The organism is Corynebacterium sp. HMSC070E08 (genome assembly GCF_001808895.1).
GTDB lineage: Bacteria > Actinomycetota > Actinomycetes > Mycobacteriales > Mycobacteriaceae > Corynebacterium > Corynebacterium hiratae.
The window spans coordinates 67,016-84,967 of sequence record NZ_KV794747.1 but is presented as its reverse complement, the minus strand read 5'-3'; the positions used below and the strand labels follow the sequence as shown (position 1 = coordinate 84,967).

The 17,952-nt window shown below is 60.0% G+C and carries 20 protein-coding genes and 2 tRNA genes; 12 read left to right on the top strand and 10 right to left on the bottom strand.

The window, feature by feature from the left end; translation table 11 throughout:
* The 5 genes from HMPREF2526_RS04680 to HMPREF2526_RS04665 all read right to left on the bottom strand — a co-directional run.
* On the bottom strand, window positions 1-160 hold a 160-nt coding region (locus tag HMPREF2526_RS04680), incomplete at its 3' end, for a transposase (RefSeq protein WP_148139539.1).
* 366 nt (window positions 161-526) lie between these two features.
* Window positions 527-1,222: a chymotrypsin family serine protease gene (locus HMPREF2526_RS13180; protein ID WP_141745871.1), complete on the bottom strand. Its 696-nt coding sequence runs from the start codon at window positions 1,220-1,222 to the stop codon at window positions 527-529.
* Between the two features lie 344 nt (window positions 1,223-1,566).
* A complete protein-coding gene (locus tag HMPREF2526_RS04675) occupies window positions 1,567-2,226 on the bottom strand; it encodes a hypothetical protein (RefSeq protein ID WP_070510733.1) in 660 nt (219 codons plus the stop codon).
* 817 nt (window positions 2,227-3,043) lie between these two features.
* Window positions 3,044-3,132, bottom strand: a tRNA-Ser gene (locus tag HMPREF2526_RS04670).
* 78 nt (window positions 3,133-3,210) lie between these two features.
* Window positions 3,211-4,332 (bottom strand): PucR family transcriptional regulator, encoded by a 1,122-nt coding sequence (locus HMPREF2526_RS04665; protein ID WP_070546117.1) that lies wholly within the window; start codon window positions 4,330-4,332, stop codon window positions 3,211-3,213.
* A 113-nt stretch (window positions 4,333-4,445) separates the two neighbouring features.
* Here HMPREF2526_RS04665 and HMPREF2526_RS04660 point away from each other — a divergent pair, with 113 nt between their 5' ends.
* The 4 genes from HMPREF2526_RS04660 to HMPREF2526_RS04645 are packed head-to-tail and all read left to right on the top strand — an operon-like array spanning window position 4,446 to window position 8,992.
* Window positions 4,446-5,843 carry an amino acid permease gene (locus HMPREF2526_RS04660; protein ID WP_083295518.1) on the top strand — a complete coding sequence of 466 codons (1,398 nt, stop codon included), beginning with the start codon at window positions 4,446-4,448 and terminating at the stop codon, window positions 5,841-5,843.
* Between the two features lie 13 nt (window positions 5,844-5,856).
* The gene (locus HMPREF2526_RS04655; protein ID WP_070546115.1) at window positions 5,857-7,530 is read left to right on the top strand and encodes an alpha-keto acid decarboxylase family protein; all 1,674 of its coding nucleotides are present in this window, start codon (window positions 5,857-5,859) and stop codon (window positions 7,528-7,530) included.
* A gap of 10 nt (window positions 7,531-7,540) precedes the next feature.
* A complete protein-coding gene (gene hisC, locus HMPREF2526_RS04650; protein ID WP_070546113.1) occupies window positions 7,541-8,599 on the top strand; it encodes a histidinol-phosphate transaminase in 1,059 nt (352 codons plus the stop codon).
* A gap of 21 nt (window positions 8,600-8,620) precedes the next feature.
* Window positions 8,621-8,992, top strand: a complete 372-nt coding sequence (locus HMPREF2526_RS04645; RefSeq protein ID WP_070546111.1) for a phage holin family protein — start codon at window positions 8,621-8,623, stop codon at window positions 8,990-8,992.
* Here HMPREF2526_RS04645 and HMPREF2526_RS04640 read toward each other — a convergent pair.
* Entirely contained in the window at window positions 8,989-9,243 is a 255-nt protein-coding gene (locus tag HMPREF2526_RS04640; protein ID WP_010188351.1) for a MoaD/ThiS family protein, read from the bottom strand. The two genes, HMPREF2526_RS04645 and HMPREF2526_RS04640, sit on opposite strands and share 4 nt — an antisense overlap.
* A 40-nt stretch (window positions 9,244-9,283) precedes the next feature.
* On the opposite strand from HMPREF2526_RS04640, the gene HMPREF2526_RS04635 reads away from it, so the two are divergent.
* Genes HMPREF2526_RS04635 through HMPREF2526_RS04620 form a run of 4 tightly spaced genes read left to right on the top strand, consistent with a single transcriptional unit; the run spans window position 9,284 to window position 12,390 of the window.
* On the top strand, window positions 9,284-10,435 hold the full coding sequence (locus tag HMPREF2526_RS04635; RefSeq protein ID WP_070546109.1) for a molybdopterin molybdotransferase MoeA: 1,152 nt from the start codon (window positions 9,284-9,286) through the stop codon (window positions 10,433-10,435).
* Window positions 10,432-10,902, top strand: a complete 471-nt coding sequence (locus HMPREF2526_RS04630) for a MogA/MoaB family molybdenum cofactor biosynthesis protein (RefSeq protein WP_070546107.1) — start codon at window positions 10,432-10,434, stop codon at window positions 10,900-10,902. Before HMPREF2526_RS04635 ends, HMPREF2526_RS04630 begins: the two co-directional genes overlap by 4 nt.
* Window positions 10,892-11,311, top strand: coding sequence for a molybdenum cofactor biosynthesis protein MoaE (locus HMPREF2526_RS04625; RefSeq protein ID WP_070546105.1), 420 nt, complete (start codon window positions 10,892-10,894; stop codon window positions 11,309-11,311). The genes HMPREF2526_RS04630 and HMPREF2526_RS04625 overlap by 11 nt, the downstream gene beginning before the upstream one ends.
* A complete protein-coding gene (locus tag HMPREF2526_RS04620; protein ID WP_246819855.1) occupies window positions 11,308-12,390 on the top strand; it encodes a ThiF family adenylyltransferase in 1,083 nt (360 codons plus the stop codon). Before HMPREF2526_RS04625 ends, HMPREF2526_RS04620 begins: the two co-directional genes overlap by 4 nt.
* Window positions 12,391-12,477: 87 nt before the next feature.
* Here the strand turns inward: HMPREF2526_RS04620 and HMPREF2526_RS04615 are convergent, their stop codons facing one another.
* Window positions 12,478-12,792 carry a DUF4288 domain-containing protein gene (locus HMPREF2526_RS04615; RefSeq protein ID WP_070510720.1) on the bottom strand — a complete coding sequence of 105 codons (315 nt, stop codon included), beginning with the start codon at window positions 12,790-12,792 and terminating at the stop codon, window positions 12,478-12,480.
* Between the two features lie 397 nt (window positions 12,793-13,189).
* Here HMPREF2526_RS04615 and HMPREF2526_RS04610 point away from each other — a divergent pair, with 397 nt between their 5' ends.
* From HMPREF2526_RS04610 to HMPREF2526_RS04600, 4 genes are all read left to right on the top strand, one after another.
* Window positions 13,190-13,921, top strand: coding sequence for a DUF1648 domain-containing protein (locus HMPREF2526_RS04610; protein ID WP_070546103.1), 732 nt, complete (start codon window positions 13,190-13,192; stop codon window positions 13,919-13,921).
* A 4-nt stretch (window positions 13,922-13,925) separates the two neighbouring features.
* Entirely contained in the window at window positions 13,926-14,669 is a 744-nt protein-coding gene (locus HMPREF2526_RS04605) for an NAD-dependent deacylase (RefSeq protein ID WP_070546101.1), read from the top strand.
* Window positions 14,670-14,730: 61 nt separating this feature from the next.
* A complete protein-coding gene (locus tag HMPREF2526_RS12855; protein WP_371326141.1) occupies window positions 14,731-14,985 on the top strand; it encodes a prevent-host-death family protein in 255 nt (84 codons plus the stop codon).
* 9 nt (window positions 14,986-14,994) lie between these two features.
* Window positions 14,995-15,315, top strand: a complete 321-nt coding sequence (locus HMPREF2526_RS04600; protein WP_070546099.1) for a type II toxin-antitoxin system RelE family toxin — start codon at window positions 14,995-14,997, stop codon at window positions 15,313-15,315.
* A gap of 28 nt (window positions 15,316-15,343) precedes the next feature.
* Here the strand turns inward: HMPREF2526_RS04600 and HMPREF2526_RS13360 are convergent, their stop codons facing one another.
* The 3 genes from HMPREF2526_RS13360 to HMPREF2526_RS04585 form a co-directional block, all read right to left on the bottom strand.
* On the bottom strand, window positions 15,344-15,487 hold the full coding sequence (locus HMPREF2526_RS13360) for a type II toxin-antitoxin system Phd/YefM family antitoxin (protein WP_157844601.1): 144 nt from the start codon (window positions 15,485-15,487) through the stop codon (window positions 15,344-15,346).
* 348 nt (window positions 15,488-15,835) lie between these two features.
* Window positions 15,836-15,923: transfer RNA gene (locus HMPREF2526_RS04590), tRNA-Ser, on the bottom strand.
* A 128-nt stretch (window positions 15,924-16,051) separates the two neighbouring features.
* Window positions 16,052-17,764: a SulP family inorganic anion transporter gene (locus HMPREF2526_RS04585; RefSeq protein ID WP_070517122.1), complete on the bottom strand. Its 1,713-nt coding sequence runs from the start codon at window positions 17,762-17,764 to the stop codon at window positions 16,052-16,054.
* Window positions 17,765-17,952 lie beyond the last annotated feature (188 nt).

Here is a 17,952-nt window from a genome sequence, read left to right as displayed (position 1 = left end):
TCGTGCGGGCGCGTTTGCCGGTGCCGTACTGCTTGATCCAGGAATAAAGTGAGGAGCGATTGACTCCCAGCTCTGCTGAAGCCGCGTGAAGTGAGAGGTCCTCATTGTTTTCGTAGAGGGCCACAGCATCACGTTTGAACTGTTCGGAGTACCTAGGCATGGTGGTAGATTACCTTTCTTCCCAACCCAACCGGGCTGGATATCAGGTGTCTACCAAACAGGGGTCAGGTCCGTTGAAGCAGCGAAATCAAGCAATCAATAAACCGACAAGCCCTCGACTAAAGCGACAAAATTAACGCACTCTAAAACTTCTCGATGTTAGGACAAGGACTAGTATTGAGGCATCTGCCGATGGCGCTACGTCCGCCGACTAACAAAATACACTCGGCAACAACCAACACCGTCCAAATCCGACTCGTCGCTAGCGCAGGAAGTCGTTGAGCAGATTCCGCCTCCTCTTTTGCGTAGCAGCTGCAACTAGTCGTTAGATAAAGCGGAAAATCTCCTAGCAAACAGGCTGTGTAATTTAACCATTTCCTTTACACTCATTAGAAGAAGAGTCTTCAGAGAGTTTTTCCTCCAGGAAAGAAAGCGGCGTGATAGTAGTATCCCCTTTCCCATTGCCGCCTTCAATGAGGGCCACCAATTCTCCTGCAGGATTATAGACAGGGGCGCCTGAATCCCCAGGTTTTGAAGTCATTTGAGCCTTTAGAGTTCGCGCCTGATATTCTCTCCCATTGATGGAAAATGCCTCACAATATAAGTTCTTGTCGTTGACAACCCCATCAATTCTCCCTCCGAGAAAGGTTTTTGCAAAAATAGCTGAAGGTATTTCGATACTTTTATCACTAATTTTATCAGCCCGAAGAACGTAATCTACCGGAGGATCAAGAAGTATTTCTGAAACATCTATCCCTTGGTTACTCCACAAGTAGTTTTCACCAATACTTCCAATACGCCTACCTTTCGAATACACTTCATCCGCACTTTCACCACAATGACCGGCAGTCAAGGCCCGCTGCTGGGAAATGATAGTCACAGAACACGTCACCGCCCCTCGGGGAGGACCCACCTGCACCTCATCTCCACTTTCAATATATGAAAGAGGATCGAAATTCCTCTGTTGAGCAGTAGATATTGATGAAGCCGTGGCCCCAAAAGATACGCTAGCCAGAAAGAAAAGAGCTAGCCTGCCTACTATAGAAATAGTATTTTGTTTCATAACTTAATAAATAATCAATCTAAAACAGAGGCAGGCCCGCTAAAATACCCACCTCTGCTCAGATATTTACTTCTTCCCAGATGGAACAAACACAAGGAAAATGACCAAAATTGCTAGAGCAATCGTGACCCCATACGGCCACTGAAGTTGAGCGGAAAGCATCATCAATAAAACGCCCACAGTGGCCAATATCTTTTTCCACATATTTTACTCTCCAGAACCATTTCTATTCTTGCCAGGCGGCAGATTCTCTTGGACTGTTATCTGAACAATGCAGAAACATCCATATGGCAAAATTCCAATTACCTTTCCCTAAACCCCTTTCTGTTTAGAGGAAGGATAATTTATTGAAAACCAACCCGCTGAGGATATGCATTATGTGTGAAAGCGCCAGCCACAATCGAACCAATGCCATAGTCTGCATACATACCACCGGGCGCAAGACCAGCAATAGCCCCTCCAGTAGCTAGGATTTTGGAAAGAACTGGCTCGGGAATCCAGACTCCAGCGATTGTGACACCGCCACCCACCCGGTTAATCGTCGTTTTAGACAGTAGCACCCTCACATAAGTCCCATGGAATTCAATTCCATTCCGACCCTCTTGAAAGTATGGATCAATGTCATCATCATCAGCGCTCGAAATCTTCGGCCCTTTTTCCCAGAAAGTTATCGAGTCTCCCGCCACCTTCATCTCAAGGTTACTATCAGCCTTGGCCTCGCTGATCCTTTCGTTCTGAGTCTCTACTTCATTTTTGATTTCTTGCAGTTCCTTTTGCGAAAGAGCGCTTTCTGCCTCTCTAGCAATCGCGAATTGGTCTCCCTGAAGGAAAACATAGGAATCTGCTTTTTCCGCAACTTCTGAGGAAACAGAAGACTGAGAGGCATTATTCTGAGTCGACTCAGCGAGGTCAGTCTCAGTACCGGCACTAGCATTGACTGGTGCAAAAACTGTTGCTGCCGCAACCAGCACCACTAAACGCGTAGATTTCTTGAGACGATACATGTCCATAATCCTTTCTAGAAAAGATGGCTGAAAATCGGACACCCCTAGAGTTACATCCAGTAGGGATAATTGGAAGCAAAAGATGTAAAATGTAGACTATTGTATAAACTTCCTCAAGATTTGTTGCGAGGGCGCACAAGAAGGCATATAATCCCTCCCCTTCCCCGCAAACCCTAGTCTTTTGAGACTCGGGTTAACCAGCGCCCCAAAGACTGGTGGTGGGCGCTCATTGTCATCAAGTGCCGCGCAGCCACAGGAGTCATCGACGGACTCTGGTTCCCAAGCGTAGGAATCGCATCCATGTTTTGAGTCATCGCATATTTCTGCGCAGCCTCAGCAGCCCGTGTCCGCGCCCACTTCCTCGACAGTGAATTCTGGATCAACTGCTTAGGCATGCTCGCGCTCTCAACCGGTGTATTGGTCCTGCCGCTAGTGCTGAATTAGGCGACCAAAAATTCTTCGGAACCACCCCTGCCCCATTTCGCCATCAAGCACATTCGCCCGATATTTACTTCTTTTTCATCCCCCACCTCACTATGCCGTTCGTTGCTTTGGGAAGTGGCTGAGGGGAATAGCACTCATGAATTTTGGAAAGAACAAAATATTCGGACAAAGTTCTCATCGGGATCGATGTTCGCGTTACTTTCCACATCCCAGATTGGCTCTTTTAGTAACTCCATGACGCTCCCAGCCAGCACAGATTAAGGTCAGCGCCTTCATTCTAAGTTCCCTGCTCACGGGCTGTCGGCATACGAAGGAACTGAAAACGTAAAATCCCGAGCCACCGGTGAAACGATGACTCGGGTTCTGTAGTTTGCGGAGACGAGAGGATTTGAACCTCCGGACCTACGCAAGTAAGTCAACTCCTTAGCAGGGAGCCCCATTCGGCCGCTCTGGCACGTCTCCAGCGATTCGCAATGAATCGTCCATCACTCTACCTGAGCGCTTCCCCTAGGGACAAAATGGGGCTTCCCTATTCTTTCCCTAAAGGGCCGCATGCAGCTTGAGGGCAACGTAGAGAGCCGCGCAACGCCAGCCATCATCCAGCACGCCGGGCCCGAGAATCTCGCGGACGCGGTCTAGGCGGTAGTGCAGCGTGGCGCGGTGAATGTAGAGTGCGGCGGCGGTCGCAGAGACGTTGCGGGAATGCTCAAAGTAGGTCAGCAGGGTGTGCCAGTAGGAGTTGCGGGGGTCGTCGAGAAGCACGGCGGCATCGGGGCTCATCTCCACCACCGTTGCTGGGGTCAGCTCCCACCCGCGCAGCAGCCGCCACGCGCCGGCCTCCTCCCAGCGCAGCGAATCCTGGCCGCAGAGTTTGGCCACGTCCGCCATGAGTCGCGCCTGCGGGGCCGTCGGCGCCGAGCCACGCGCCACCACCTCAGCGCCGGTGACAAGCGCGGCACTCTGCAGCTCCTCCATGAGAGCCTCGGTGTCCTTGTCATCGCGGCGGCACTCAATGAGCACGAGGGAATCATGAGAGTCCGCGACCAAAAAGGGCCGGCGCACCAACGGGCGGGCAAGTTCCACGGCCACCGCACGCTGATCGCCTTCCACCAGCACGCGATGCACGGTCAGCTCGCCGTCGGAGGGTAAGAGATCGCGCTCCCGGGCACCCGCCAGCGCGGCCGGATCACCGGTGAGCACCTCGCGGGCCAGCTCCCCGAGCTGCTGGGCGCGGGCGGCGAGGGGAGCATCGCGTTCGTCGATAAGCCTGGCCAGCGGAGCTGTTAGCGAACCGAGGCGGACCAAGGGGGCGTCGCCCAGCGCGGGCTCATCAATAACCCACAAATAACCCACCAGCCGGTCTTCGTGCCGCAGAGGGATAACCACGCGGGGCAGCATGTCATAGCGCGGGTTGGCGGGCAGGCGTACCGGCAGCACAGCCTCCTGGATGCCGAAGCTGAGCATCCACGGAATGGGCTCCGGGGGCGGGGTGCGATTAAGAATCGAGGCAGCCCTGTTCTTATCGATGGCACCGATTTGCGCACTAGCCGCAATCACCGCGATGGCGGGGGTGGTCACCTCAACGGAGCGCTGCAGGATCTGGGCGCATTCGTCGACGATGTCTTGGATGCTCGTCAGCTGCGGGGGCGGTACTTTTGACATATGTCAAAGATACTTCCGCTTCTTGTCTAGTGACAAACAAAACTGTGGTGCGCCATAATCTCCTACAGTTCAATGACTAACGTCACATATTTACGTTCATGAAGGGCGTCTACATGACCACAACCAACCATCCCGTCAGGGCACAGGACGTTGTCGCCAGCGACAACGGCAATACTGACGACGGCCTGCAGCGCGGCATGAAGTCGCGCCACCTGCAAATGATCGCTTTTGGCTCGTGCATCGGCACGGGCCTCTTCTTAGGCTCCGGCGCCTCCATCCAGGAGGCCGGTCCCGGCGTTATCGCCGCCTACGCCATCGGCGGCTTCATCATCTTCCTCATCATGCGCATGCTTGGTGAGATGGCCGTGGAGCACCCCGTCGCAGGCTCCTTCAGTGCTTATGCCCGCGAGTACATCGGGCCCATCGCCGGTTTTGTCACCGGTTGGAACTGGTGGTTTACCACCATCGTCGTCGGCATGCTGGAGCTCACCGCCGCCGGCACCATCATGGATTTCTGGTTCCCCGGGATCCCCCACTGGCTCACCGCCCTCGTCGCGCTCGTCATCGTCACCGCCATCAACCTGGTGCACGTCGGTGCCTTCGCCGAGGCAGAGTTCTGGCTCTCCCTCATCAAGGTCGCCGCGCTCATCCTCATGATCATCGTCGGCGCGGCCATCGTCTTTGGCCTCACCCCGGAGCCCGCCCTGGGCTTAAGCAATATCACCGAGCACGGTGGCTTCTTCCCCAACGGCGCTACCGGCATGCTCTTCTCCCTCGTCGCGGTGATTTTCTCCTTCGGCGGCATCATCTCCATCGGCACCGCCGCAGGCGAGGCGCAGGATCCCGCCAAGAGCCTGCCCAAGGCCATCAACAACGTCATCTGGCGCATCCTCCTCTTCTACGTCGGCGGCATCAGCATCATCGTGCTGCTCGCCCCGTGGAATGAACTCGATACTTCCACCTCACCCTTCGTGCGCGCACTGAGCACCCTGGGCATTACGGCCGCCGCCACGGGCCTTAACCTCATCGTGCTGGTCGCCGCCGTCTCCGTGTTCAACACCATGACCTTCTCCGGCGCGCGCATGCTGCGGGACCTCTCCCGCGGCGGCCAAGCCCCACCCTTCTTCAATTCCGTCAGCGCCAAGGGCGTGCCGGTTCGCGCCTTGCTCTTCAACTCTTTACTCATGGGCTCGGCCGTGCTACTTAACTTCCTCTTCGAGGGCAAGATCCTGATTGTTCTCCTCGCCATCATCGTTGGTGCGGAGCTCATCTCCTGGTCCGCCATCGCCCTTGCACACCTGAATTTCCGCAAGCGCTGCCCGGACGCGGCCTTCCGCGCGCCCCTCTACCCCTTTGCCAACTACCTGTGCTTGGCCTTCTTCGCACTCGTCATTGTTTTGATGTTCATGCTGCCCGACTACCGCACCGGCGCCATTGTCCTACCCTGTTGGATTGTGACCTTGGCCCTCATCTGGCTGGGCAAGAAGCGCCACGACGCCCGAAACAAATAGAAAGGACCCTCTCATGCAGACCACCATTGGTGATTTCATCCTGGACCGCCTCAAGGCCATCGGCATTACTGAAATCATCGGCGTACCCGGTGACTTCAACCTGAGCTTCCTCGAGCAGATTGAAGCTTCCGAGGGCATCCGCTTCGTCGGCGCCTGCAACGAGCTCAACGCCGCCTATGCTGCCGACGGCTATGCCCGCCAGAAGGGCGTGGGCTGCCTGCTCACCACCTATGGCGTGGGCGAGCTTTCCGCACTCAACGGCATCGCTGGTGCCCGCGCTGAGCACGTCCCGCTGGTGTCGCTGGCAGGCGCGCCGCCGCAGTACGCCACGGAGTTCCGCTGGAACCTGCACCACTCGCTTGCCGACGGCGACTATGCCAACATGCTGGATTCCTTCGCGCCCTTCACCGAAGTGGCCACACGCGTGTCCCCCATGAACGTGGTCGAGGAATTCGACCGCGCCCTGCACACCTGCCTGCGCGAGAAGCGCCCGGTCCACATCCAGATTCCTTCCGATATCACTCACCTGACCATCGAGGTCCCCGACGAACCTTTCTCCACCGAGCTCGCAACCTCCGATCCGGAGCGCCTGAACGCCGCTGCGGACTACGTGCTGGAGCACCTCGCGAAGGCCAAGGACCCGATCATCCTCATCGACCAGGACACCAACCGCCACGGTTTCACGGAGAAATTCCGCGCCATCATCGACAAGGCCCAGCTGCCCTACTCCCAGCTCTCCTCCGGCAAGGCCATCTTGTCTGAGCGCCACCCGCTCTTCATCGGCACCTACAACGGCGCGGCCTCTGCCCCGGGCGTGCAGGAGCGCATCGAAAAGTCCGACTTCCTAGTCACCACGAACCCGCGCTTCATCGAGGTCAACTCCGGCTCCTTCACCCACAACCTGGCCGACGCCCGCGTCTATAACTTCGGCGACCAGCACCTCAACGCCGACGGTGAATTCTTCGTGGGCATCAATACGCTGGAGCTTCTCGACGTCCTCCTGGACCGCATCCCGGAAGCGGAGGCAACCACAACCAAGGAACTCCAGCCCGAGGCCTTCGAGCCGAACCCGGATGCCCCGCTGACCCAGGAGCGCATCTGGCCGCAGATGCTCGGCTTCATCCAGGAAGATGACGTGGTCATCGCCGAAGCCGGCACCTCCAATATCGGCCTGGGCCAGCAGCGCATGCCCGAGGGCGTGCAGTACATTAACTCCACCATCTGGGGTTCCATCGGCTTTACCCTCCCCTGCGTGCTGGGCTCGCAGCTGGCCAACCCGGAGCGCCGCCACGTCCTCTTCATCGGCGATGGTTCCTTCCAGCTCACCGCACAGGAGCTCTCCACCATCCTGCGCCAGGACCTCAAGCCCATCATCGTGCTGGTCAATAACGATGGCTACACCATCGAGCGCTACATCTTGGGCATGGAGCGCGAGTACAACGAGATCCAGATGTGGGACTACAAGGCTCTTCCGAAGGTGTTTATGAAGGACACCACGATGGAGTCCTACGTGGCCTCGACAGAGGGCGAATTGTCCAAGGCCCTGGAGGACATCGCCGCCCACCCGGAGCGCGGCGCCTTCCTCGAGGTACGCCTCGATGCTTTCGACGCACCGAAGGGACTTCAGGCCTTCGGCCCGCAAACTGCAGAATTCGACTTCGGTCCCCGCGGCCCCCGCAACGCCTAAGGTGGAGAACATGATTCGACCAGACCTTTCCTCCCTGCCCGCCTACGTTCCCGGCAAGAATGCCGAGCACGCCTTGAAGCTCTCCTCCAACGAGGCAACTCAGGAGCCGCTGCCCGGCGCGCTCAAGGCCATGGAGGCTGCTGCCGCGCACGTCAACCGCTACCCGGACATGGGTGCAGTGGAAATCCGCAAGGCACTCGCCGAAAACCTCGGTGTCACCCCAGAGCAGGTCACCACCGGTGCGGGGTCCTCCGCCATCTGCCAGCAGCTGGTGCAGATCACCTCCGTGCCCGGTGATGAGATTGTCTTCCCCTGGCGCTCCTTCGAGGCTTATCCCATCTTCGCGCAGGTCGTGGGCGCCACCCCGGTCAAGGTTCCGCTCACCGCGGATCACCGCGTGGACTTGGAGGCCATGGCGGCTGCCATCACGGACAAGACCCGCCTGATCTTCGTGTGCAACCCGAATAACCCCACCGGCTCCATCATCACCAAGGAGGAGTTCGACGCCTTCCTGGCCAAGGTCCCGAAGGACGTCATCGTGGCGCTCGATGAGGCCTACATCGAATACAACCGCAACGACGCCGTCCCGCTAGCCACCGACTATGTCCACACCCACGACAACGTCATTGGCCTGCGCACCTTCTCCAAGGCATACGGCCTGGCCGGTGTCCGTTTGGGCTATGCCTTCGGCAACGCCGAGATCATCGAGGCCTTAAGCAAAGTGGCCATCCCCTTCTCCGTGAACTCCATCGCGCAGGCGGGTGCGGTGGCCTCGTTGGCCGCCCAGAAGGAGCTACGCGAGCGCACCGATGAGACCGTTGAGCAGCGCGACCGCCTGGTCACGCACTTCGCGGACTTTGGGGTTCCGGAGTCCCAGGCCAACCACATCTGGTTTGCCGCCGACAGCATCGCGAAGCTGGGCTCCCCGCAGGACGTCGCCGCAAAACTCGCGGAGAATGACGTCCTGGTCCGCGCCTTCCCCGAGGGCGTGCGCATTTCCGTCACCACGGCGGAGGAAACCGAAATCCTGCTTAAGGCCTGGGACGCTGCCTTCGGTGCAGAGGGTTAGTTTCCGCGTTAGAGTGCAGTTGTGAAGATATTTATCAATTTTGCACTCAACGTCATTGCCGTCGCGGTGGCCTTCTGGGCAGTAGTGGCGATTGTCCCTGGAATCGACATCGTTCCTGCGACCACCCAGAATTTCCTGCTCATCGCGGCGGTCTTCATCATCGTCAACGAGGTCGTCACCCCGGTACTTCGCTTCCTCGGCGCACCGCTGACCTGCCTCACACTGGGCCTCTTCGCGCTCGTCATCAACGGCGCGGTCCTGCTCCTCGTCAGCGCGCTCATGGACTCGCTCGTCATCGACGGTTGGGGTGCCGCCATCATCGGCGCGATTGTGCTTGCGGTTGTCTCCGGCGTGGTGAACTTCTTCACCAGCCCGCTGCGGGTCCGCAACTAACCCCCAGCAAAAGGCGGGAGGACGTCGACACGGGAAGCGTCGGCAAGCACGGCGTCCTCGGTAGCGCTCGCGCCATCCACCAGGAAGGTGCAGCGCTCCAGCACCTCCGCAAAGCTCATGCCGGCCTCGGTGCTGCCAGTATGCCGAGCACGCAACACGTCCAGCAACTCCCCCAAGGTCGCCGCCTGCGCCGTGTCTTGCGCGCGCCCCGCGGCAGCGCGGGCTGCGGCAAAGTAGTGTATGTCAACCATGGTTGCCACTATGCCAGCCTCTGCGACAGGAAGGAACCCGATGCGCACCTATGAGGAACACCTCGCCGCCGTTCGCGCGGCCCTTCCGCAGCCCCGGATGGTGTCCACTCCCCTGAGCAGCGCCTTCGGACGCCGTGCCGCTGCGACGTACCGCGCGGAACACAACCTTCCGCCTTTCGATAATTCGCAGATGGATGGCTATGCTCTTCCGACTACACACGGCGGCGCCTTCACCGTCGGCCGCACCATTGCGGCGGGTGATCCTCCGGTGGACCTCACCGAAGGCACCGCCCTTCCCATCATGACCGGCGCCAAAATCCCCGAAGGCACCGCTACCATCGTCCCCGTCGAGCACTGCGAGCCCCCGCACTTCCCCGAGGAGGGCGCCACGGTCACCGTGCCGGCAGCCCCCGAGCAGTTCATCCGCCGTGCCGGCTCCGATGTCCAGGCCGGCACGACCCTCATCAACGAGCACGCGCTTCTCGACGCCCCCTCCATCGCCACCCTCGCCTCCCAGGGCCTGGCCGAGGTCCTCACGTACGCGCCCGCCCGCATCCTCATCTGCACCGGTGGCGCGGAAATCGGTGGCGAGGGCGAGGCCACCATCCCCGATTCCAATGCGCCCATGCTCGCGGCCTTGGCTGCGCAGTATGGCATCGACGTAGCCGGCTTCGTGCGCACGAATGACGATCCTTCTGCCCTGCGCGCGGACCTCACCGAAGCGGTCATCACCCACCGCCCCGATGTCATCGTCACCTCCGGCGGCATCTCCCACGGAAAGTTTGAGGTCATCCGCCAGATCTTCGAAGAGGACGGCTGGTTCGGCCACGTGGCGCAGCAGCCCGGCGGCCCGCAGGGCCTGTCGCGTTTGGGGGAGGTTCCCGTTGTCTGCTTCCCCGGCAACCCGATCTCCACGCTAGTAAGTTTTCGCCTCTACTTGGCACCCGTTATCGGCCGCGCTCCCGCTCCATTTAGAGCACACCTTACTGAGCCCGCCGAAGGCCTCAACAACCGTGAACAGTTCCGCCGTGGAACTATCAACATTTCCGATGGCACCGCCCAAGCCTCCTTCCTCGGCGGCACCAGCTCCCACCTAATGTCCCAGGCCATCGGTGCTACTGCCCTTATCCGTATCCCGGCTAACACACAGCTTTCAGCCGGCGACCTCGTGGAGGTGTTCCCGCTCTCATGACCCGACGCGCACTCGTTATTGTTGCCTCGACCCGCGCCGCCGCCGGCGAATACGAGGACCGCTCCGGCCCCATCCTGGTGAATTTCCTGCGTGAGCAGGGCTTCGATACCCCGGAACCCGTCGTCGTCTCGGACGCCGACATCGACGCCGCCTTGGCCACCGCCTTCGCCGATGCCCCCTCCGTCATCCTCACCTCCGGCGGCACGGGCATCAGTCCGGATGACCAGACTGTCGAGGCGCTCACCCCACACCTTGAGCGCGAGCTCCCCGGCCTGGCCCACGCCTTCTACGCGCACTCCGCCGGCATCCCCACTGCGGCGCTCTCGCGTACCGTTGCGGGCGTCTCCAACGCCACTTTCGCCATGGCCCTGCCCGGCTCCACGGGTGCTGCCAAAGACGGCTGCGCGGTCCTCGAACCGGTGCTTAACCACATCATCAACCAGCTGGAAGGCATCAATGAGCACTAGCTTCGGCCTACTCGGCGCGCACATCAGTGCTGAGCCCATCACGGCCCCCGACATCGCCACCGCGGAAACGGGTGCCGTCGTTTTATTCGACGGCATCGTGCGCAACCACGATTCCGGCCGGGGCGTTAAGCTCCTGACCTACACCGCGCACCCCTCAGCCCAGCAGGAAATCGAGCGCGTGGCCGCTGAAGTCGCCGCCGCTTTCCCCGCCGTCCGCCTCTGGTGCGCGCACCGGACTGGCGCACTAGAAATCGGCGAGTCCGCCTTCATCGTCGCCGCTGTCTCCGCGCACCGCAAGGACGCCTTCGAAGCGGCGTCGACCTGCGCCGACCGCGTCAAGGCAGAAGTCCCCATCTGGAAGGAACAGCTGCACACCGATGACACCACCACGTGGGTAGGCCTGGAATGAGTTCACGCTACGCACGCCAAGAAACCCTGTGGGGAACCTCCACTCAGGAACAGCTTCGCTCTTCCACCGTCGCCGTCATCGGCGCCGGCGGCTTAGGCTCACCTGCCCTGCTCTACCTGGCAGGCGCGGGCGTCGGGCGCATCCTGCTTTTCGACGACGACACCGTCTCCCTCTCCAACCTGCACCGCCAGGTCATCCACCGCACAGCAACCGTGGGCCAACCCAAAACCGAATCCGCCGCTGCGGCCTTGAACGCCCTCAACCCGGAGTGCACCGTCGAGCAGTTCTCGCGCCTGACACCTGATACCGCCCTGGACCAGCTGCGCGGCGCTGACCTCATCATCGACGGCACCGATAACTTCTACTCCCGCCACCTAGCCTCCTGGGCCGCCCATGAGCTGGGCATTCCGCACGTGTGGGCCTCACTTCTGGGATACGACGCGCAGCTCACCGTCTTCCATTCCGGCCACGGCCCGGTCTATGAAGACCTCTTCCCCACCGATCCGCAGGTACCCTCCTGCTCGCAGGCCGGTGTGATGGGACCGGTCGTCGGCGTGGCCGGCTCCGCCCTGGCCGTCGAGGCGCTCAAGCTCCTCACGGGCATCGGCACCCCGCTCATCGGCACGCTGGGCTACTACGATTCCCTCGCCGGGACGTGGGAATACATCCCCGTGCGCGCGAACGGCGCCATCCCGGCGCGCCCCGACAACCCCACGGACATCCGCGTCATCCCGGAGGACGCCACGCTTATCGACGTCCGCACCTCCCCCGAGCGCGCCGCCTCCCTCATCCCCGGCTCGCAGCACCTCCCGCTCGATGACATCCTCGCTGGCCACAACCCGCCCATAGACCTCGCCGACCTCGCCGTCCTCTACTGCGCCAGCGGCCTGCGCTCCGCCCAGGCCGTCGAGGCCCTGCGCGCCCGCGGCTTCAGCAACGTCTACTCGCTGCGCGGCGGCATCGACGCCTGGCAAGAGCACATCTCCGAGCTCGAGGCCGAAGCCGACGCCGCCCACCGAGGCGAGCTAGAGACCATTTCTCTTGAAGAACTAGAGGCTAAATGTGGCGTGGAAGATTAGCTTCACGCCACGCGGTGCGAGAGCCTTCCGAAAGCTAGCCAGGCCAACACAGACGAGAGTCAGCAGGTTTCTTCGCGAAGTCTACGATTAATCAGCCAGCGGGTCAGTTCCGCCGAGCTTCATTTCGAAACGCTCGTAGTCCTCTAGGTTCGCAAAGTGCCGCGAGTAAAGATCGCAATCGCGGTCTACATAACCATAGAGGGCTGGCGCGACGTCCACGATGTGCCGTACCTTCACGTCCTCACCATCGGCCTGCTCGTTCGCCATCGCTTCAACGCGTTCTCGAGCCTTCTCGTCCGACTCCGCATACACAAGATAAAAATCCTCGCGGAAGAAGCTTTGGGCAGATGAACTGGACTTCTTAGCAAGCTCCATCACGACAATTCCAACATAAGGTTCCATTGCCGGCTACTGTCCTTTCCGGTTCTTGGTCAGCTTGGGCTCGACCCTACCTGCTCACCCAGACCATGTAACGCGGAAAACTCAGCCGGTCGCCCTTTAAGCACATCTCCAATGAAGACCCATTCCGCGCCCACGGCTTCAGCAACGTCTACTCAATGCTTGTCAGCATCGATGCCTGGCAAGACCACAACGACGCATAGCCCAAACCTGCACTCAGTCTCCTCTGCCCACATGGCATCTTGTAAAAGGCGTCAACCAGAAGGTGTTTTCAGAGCCAAAAACGCCTTTTACCCCCGCGCAAATGGCGTTTTAATCCCAAAGATGCCTTTTGACAGATGCCTTTTGCCAGACGCCTTTCGCAGAGGTCCTCGGCCGGTCGCCTTGTAAACTCACTGGCATGAGAAGCCGCCAGTATTACGTCGCTACCGCTGTGGTGTGTGCTCTCACGCTGGTGTACATGCTGCTGCGCTGGGATTCGGTGCCTGATCCCATCCCGGTCCACTTCGATGGCTCGGGCAACCCGGACCGCTTCGAGCCCAAATCTTTCCTCAACGCAACGGTCCTGGTGTGGATCGGCGTTGTGTTCGCCATTGCGCTGCCGCTGTGCGTGCCGCCGATCTCGCTGGCTCGAAAAACAATGGATGTTCCGGCAGAGTCAACTCTTCCGTTCTCCGAGGCCACGGCACAGCGCGCGGAGCTGCTCACTGGAAAGACCTCCACGTTCATTGCCCAGACAGTCCTCACCATGACGGCCTGCGTGTGCCTCACTGCGGTCTGCACCGTCATTCCGGATATCCCCTTCTCGGGCTTTCTCCTCGTGGCCGCGTGGATAGCCTTCACCGTGTTCATCATGATTCAGGGCGTCCGGTTAGCGCTGACATCTGCGAAGGCTGTGAAAGCCATACCAACCGACGATGATGAAAAGGTTCGCAACGAAGCACTTCGTTTTGCCGGTGGCATGGGCGTCTACAACGAGCCCACAGACCCCATGTGCATGGCAGTCTTCCCCACGAATCCATCGAAGCTGCAGATCAACACCGCGCACGAACCGGGCCGGCGCTACCTGTGGCGCATGGGCATCGCCCTCACTGCATCCATAGCATTCTGCGTGCTCATCGCCGTACTCTAGGCATATGGAGCACCTGTTTGAGCGCGCACACTCGATTCTTTCTGATGCCACCCACGTCGAGGTGTTCACCGGCGCGGGCATGAGCGCGGACAGCGGCATCGCCACGTACCGCGATGCGCAGACGGGCATTTGGGAGAACGTGGATCCGGTCGCAATGGCGTCGATAAGCGCATGGCGTACCGAGCCTGAGCCCATGTTCGCCTGGTACCTGTGGCGCGCACAGCGGGCGCAGCGGGCCGAGCCCAACGCCGGGCACCACGCAATTGCTGCCGCACGCGGCATGACGGTGACCACGCAAAATATCGATAACCTGCACGAGCGCGCCGGAAGCCAGGACGTGGTCCACCTACACGGCTCCCTATTCGCCTTCCGCTGCACCGACTGCGATACACCGTACGACGAGGACATTGCGCTGCCGAAGGAACCGGTCGAGAGCATCACTCCACCCAAGTGCCCCGTGTGCGGCGGGCTCGTACGCCCAGGCGTGGTGTGGTTCGGTGAGGCTTTGCCCAACGACGAATGGGCCGAGGCCGAGCGCCGCATGTCCACCGCGGACGCGCTGCTCATCGTTGGAACCTCCGGCGTGGTCTATCCCGCCGCCGGCCTGCCGCAGATTGCCCACGCGCGCGGCATCCCCATCGTGGAAGTCACCCCGCAGCCCACGGACCTCTCGCCGCTTGCCAGCGTGGTGGTCACCGCCACCGCAGCGGAGGCACTACCTCGCATCCTGGCGGGGCGGATCGGATAAACAGCAACCCGATATCCCGCGGCCCTTGCCCACCGAAATGTACAAGATGTACATTTGCAGTATGAAAACGATGTCAGTGGCATCCAGTCAATTTCGCCAATCCCAAAGCCAAATTCTTGAAGAGGCACAGCACACACCCGTCGCCATCACTAGTCGTGGAAGCCGGATTCGCGCTTTTGTCGTCTCTCCTTCATTTTTCGCCCGCGCAGTCGAAGCACTAGAAGATCGTGAGGATGTTCAGACCGCAGAGATTGCCCGAGGAGAGTCCGTAGAGATTTCACACGAAGACCTCAAAAAAGAACTCGGACTCACCTAATCGCCTTCTATGGCTGACTCCACTTATCACATCACCTATAAGGCATCCGCAGCCAAGGAGCTACGCAAGCTCGACAGGCCGACACAGAGGCGACTACTTGCTGCAATCGAAGACTTGGCCGTTACCCCTCGCCCTGATGGAGTAAAGAAGCTAAGAGCCTCAGACGACCTGTACAGAATTCGAGTCGGACACTATCGCGTGGTTTATGAAATCTTAGACGGAAAACTCGTGGTGCTCGTCCTGCGCATTGCTCACCGACGAGATGTTTACCGGAAACAGGTAAAATTCCTCTCAGATAAACAAAACCGGTTCCACCCTGCCAGAAGGTGAATACTCCACTTCGATCGGAAGATAGTTCTTACACAGCTAGATCGATGTCGTGCTCCTTAGCCTTTCCGTCTAGCACTTGCTCGTAAGACTCCAATAGCCGGCGAGCATTGACTGGGGAGCCGAAAAGATAATCAGTCTCTACCCACGCCGAATAGTTATCCTCTGACATCACGAAACCGCCTTCCTTACCACAACCATTATTCCCCCGAGAGGAGATGAATCCATGCTCTACCTAGTTCCAGGAGCCTTAGCGGGAATCGTCTTTTATGTCATTCTCGCAGCAGTGAGCTGGGCTATCGAGAAAGCTTGGCCGCAATGCCACCTTGGAGCGCATAGCCGGTTGGTCATCCACTGCCTTGTCGCGATTGCATTTTCGATTTTCCTCGTCGTGGCTGGCGGCGGCGGAAACTCGGCCACCCACCTGCAAATTAGCGGATTCCTACTGGCAGGATGCGTTCTGAGCTTCGTTACAGCCGCATGGGACAGAAGCAAAGCCGCTACAAATGACCCCCAAAACAATTGGCGGAGGCGGCGGGATTTGAACCCGCGGTGAGTTTCCCCACGCTGGTTTTCAAGACCAGTGCATTCGGCCGCTCTGCCACGCCTCCTCGTCACGCGTCAGCATGCACCGCGCGCAACACGTTCAGAGTACTAGACTCCGCCGCGGGAGAAGAATTCGGCTCAACACGTCACCGATAATCGCCTCACAACCGCAGGTTCGCCAGTGCTACTCGTCCTACTGATTGCTTTGCGACGCCGCGGGTGCGCCATCCGACTCCTCATGCTGAATGCGCGAGACATGCAGTCGGGCGTGGGCGATGGCGTCGAGAGTGTCGTCGAAGACGTGATTCTCGTGCGCAAGCTGGTCAAATACGCCGAGTTCGCGCAACACCGGAACATGTTCGGGCTTCGTGGCTGAGAGTAGGACCCGGGTGCCGTGACGTTCAAGGCGCCCGATCGTGTCAGCGAGCATCTGGGCGCCAGTGGCGTCAATCGTCGTGACATAGCGCATGCGGAGCACGACAACCTTGACCGACGAAGCATCAGCGAGATCGAGGAGGAAATCGTGCGCTGCGCCAAAGAAGAGTGGGCCTTCCAAGCGGAAGGCGGCGATGTGCTCATCGAGGAGTTCGCGTTCCTTGTCGCGGTGGTCTCCTGTCTCCAGTGGAGCGGCCTCTAACACCGCCGTGCGGGCGGTATCGCGCAGCGCGAAGAAGCCCGCTATTACAAGGCCAATGAGCACGGCGACGACAAGGTCGAACACGACGGTGGCGGCAGCCGTAATAAGCAGGGTGACCCCGTCGCCCTTGGTGGCGCGCATCACCGAGCGGAGGTTCCGCGGATGGATCATCTGGATCGCAGTGGCGATAAGCACGCCGGCAAGCGCAGCGAGAGGAATCTCGCCCACCCACCGGGCCGCGACGAGCACTGCGACGAGCAAAAGCAGCGAATGGAACACCGCCGCCAGGCGCGTACCTGCGCCGGCCCGCACGTTGACGGCAGTTCGGGCGATCGCGGCGGTCGCGGGGATTCCGCCGAACAGGGGCGCGACGACATTGGCCACGCCCTGCCCAAAGAGCTCGCGGTCGGGATCGTGACGGTCGCCGACAGTCATCGCGTCGGCAACCGTTGCAGACAGTAACGATTCCAACGCACCGAGAGCTGCGACGGCGACCGCTGCCAACAGCAAGGAATCCAGGTGCTCCCACGGGATGTGCGGCAAGCGCGGAGCAGGCAACGTCGACGGGATGTAGCCGATTGTCTTCAGGTTACTGTCTGCCAGCATGTTGATGGCCGTCGCGGCAGCTACCAACACCAGCGCCGCGGGAAAGCCACTACGAACGCGCGCCGCAACCACGATTCCGGCCGCCACCGCGAGGGTCATCACTGGCGCCTGCCATCCCGGGGCATCTAACCAAGCTTTGATTGCGCCCCACGCCAACCCGAGGACCTTCTCGCCGTCGACGTCAACACCGAGTGCAGCAGGCAGCTGTTGGAGGCCGATGATCACCGCAATACCGGCTGTGAAACCTTCGACGACAGGCAAAGGCATGTACTTCATCGCGCGGCCAGCGCCGGTGAATGCCAGTAAGAGCAGCATGAGTCCCGCCAGCACGCCGACAACGAGCACCCCATCGGCACCATGGTCGGCCACGATGGGGATTAACACGACGGTCATTGCGCCGGTCGGGCCGCTTACCTGAACATTGCTACCACCGAAGACCGCGGCCAAGATGCCCGCGACGATGGCCGTCGTAATTCCGGCTGCGGCGCCAACACCGGACGCAACGCCGAAGCCGAGCGCGAGGGGCAGTGCGACGAGGGCCACCATGAGGCCTGCCGAAAGGTCGCGCCCGATCGTCGCGCGGGACCAGTCCGAGCGGCGCGGTGCGAAACGCAGGGCACGCGATCGGATGCCCACCTTAGAGACGGTGGAGGGGTAGGTCATGCTACTTTCTTGCTCCTTAAAAGCTCAACGACATCCAAAGGATACACAAGGCGCCATCCTTCGACGGGCCGCATTCGCAATTCTGGCCGATGCCTCATGTTGACGAATTCCCACCACACCCCAACCCTTCGACACTAACTTGGCCAAGTCAGGGTTGGGCGTGACGCCTGCCACAAATTAATGAAAAC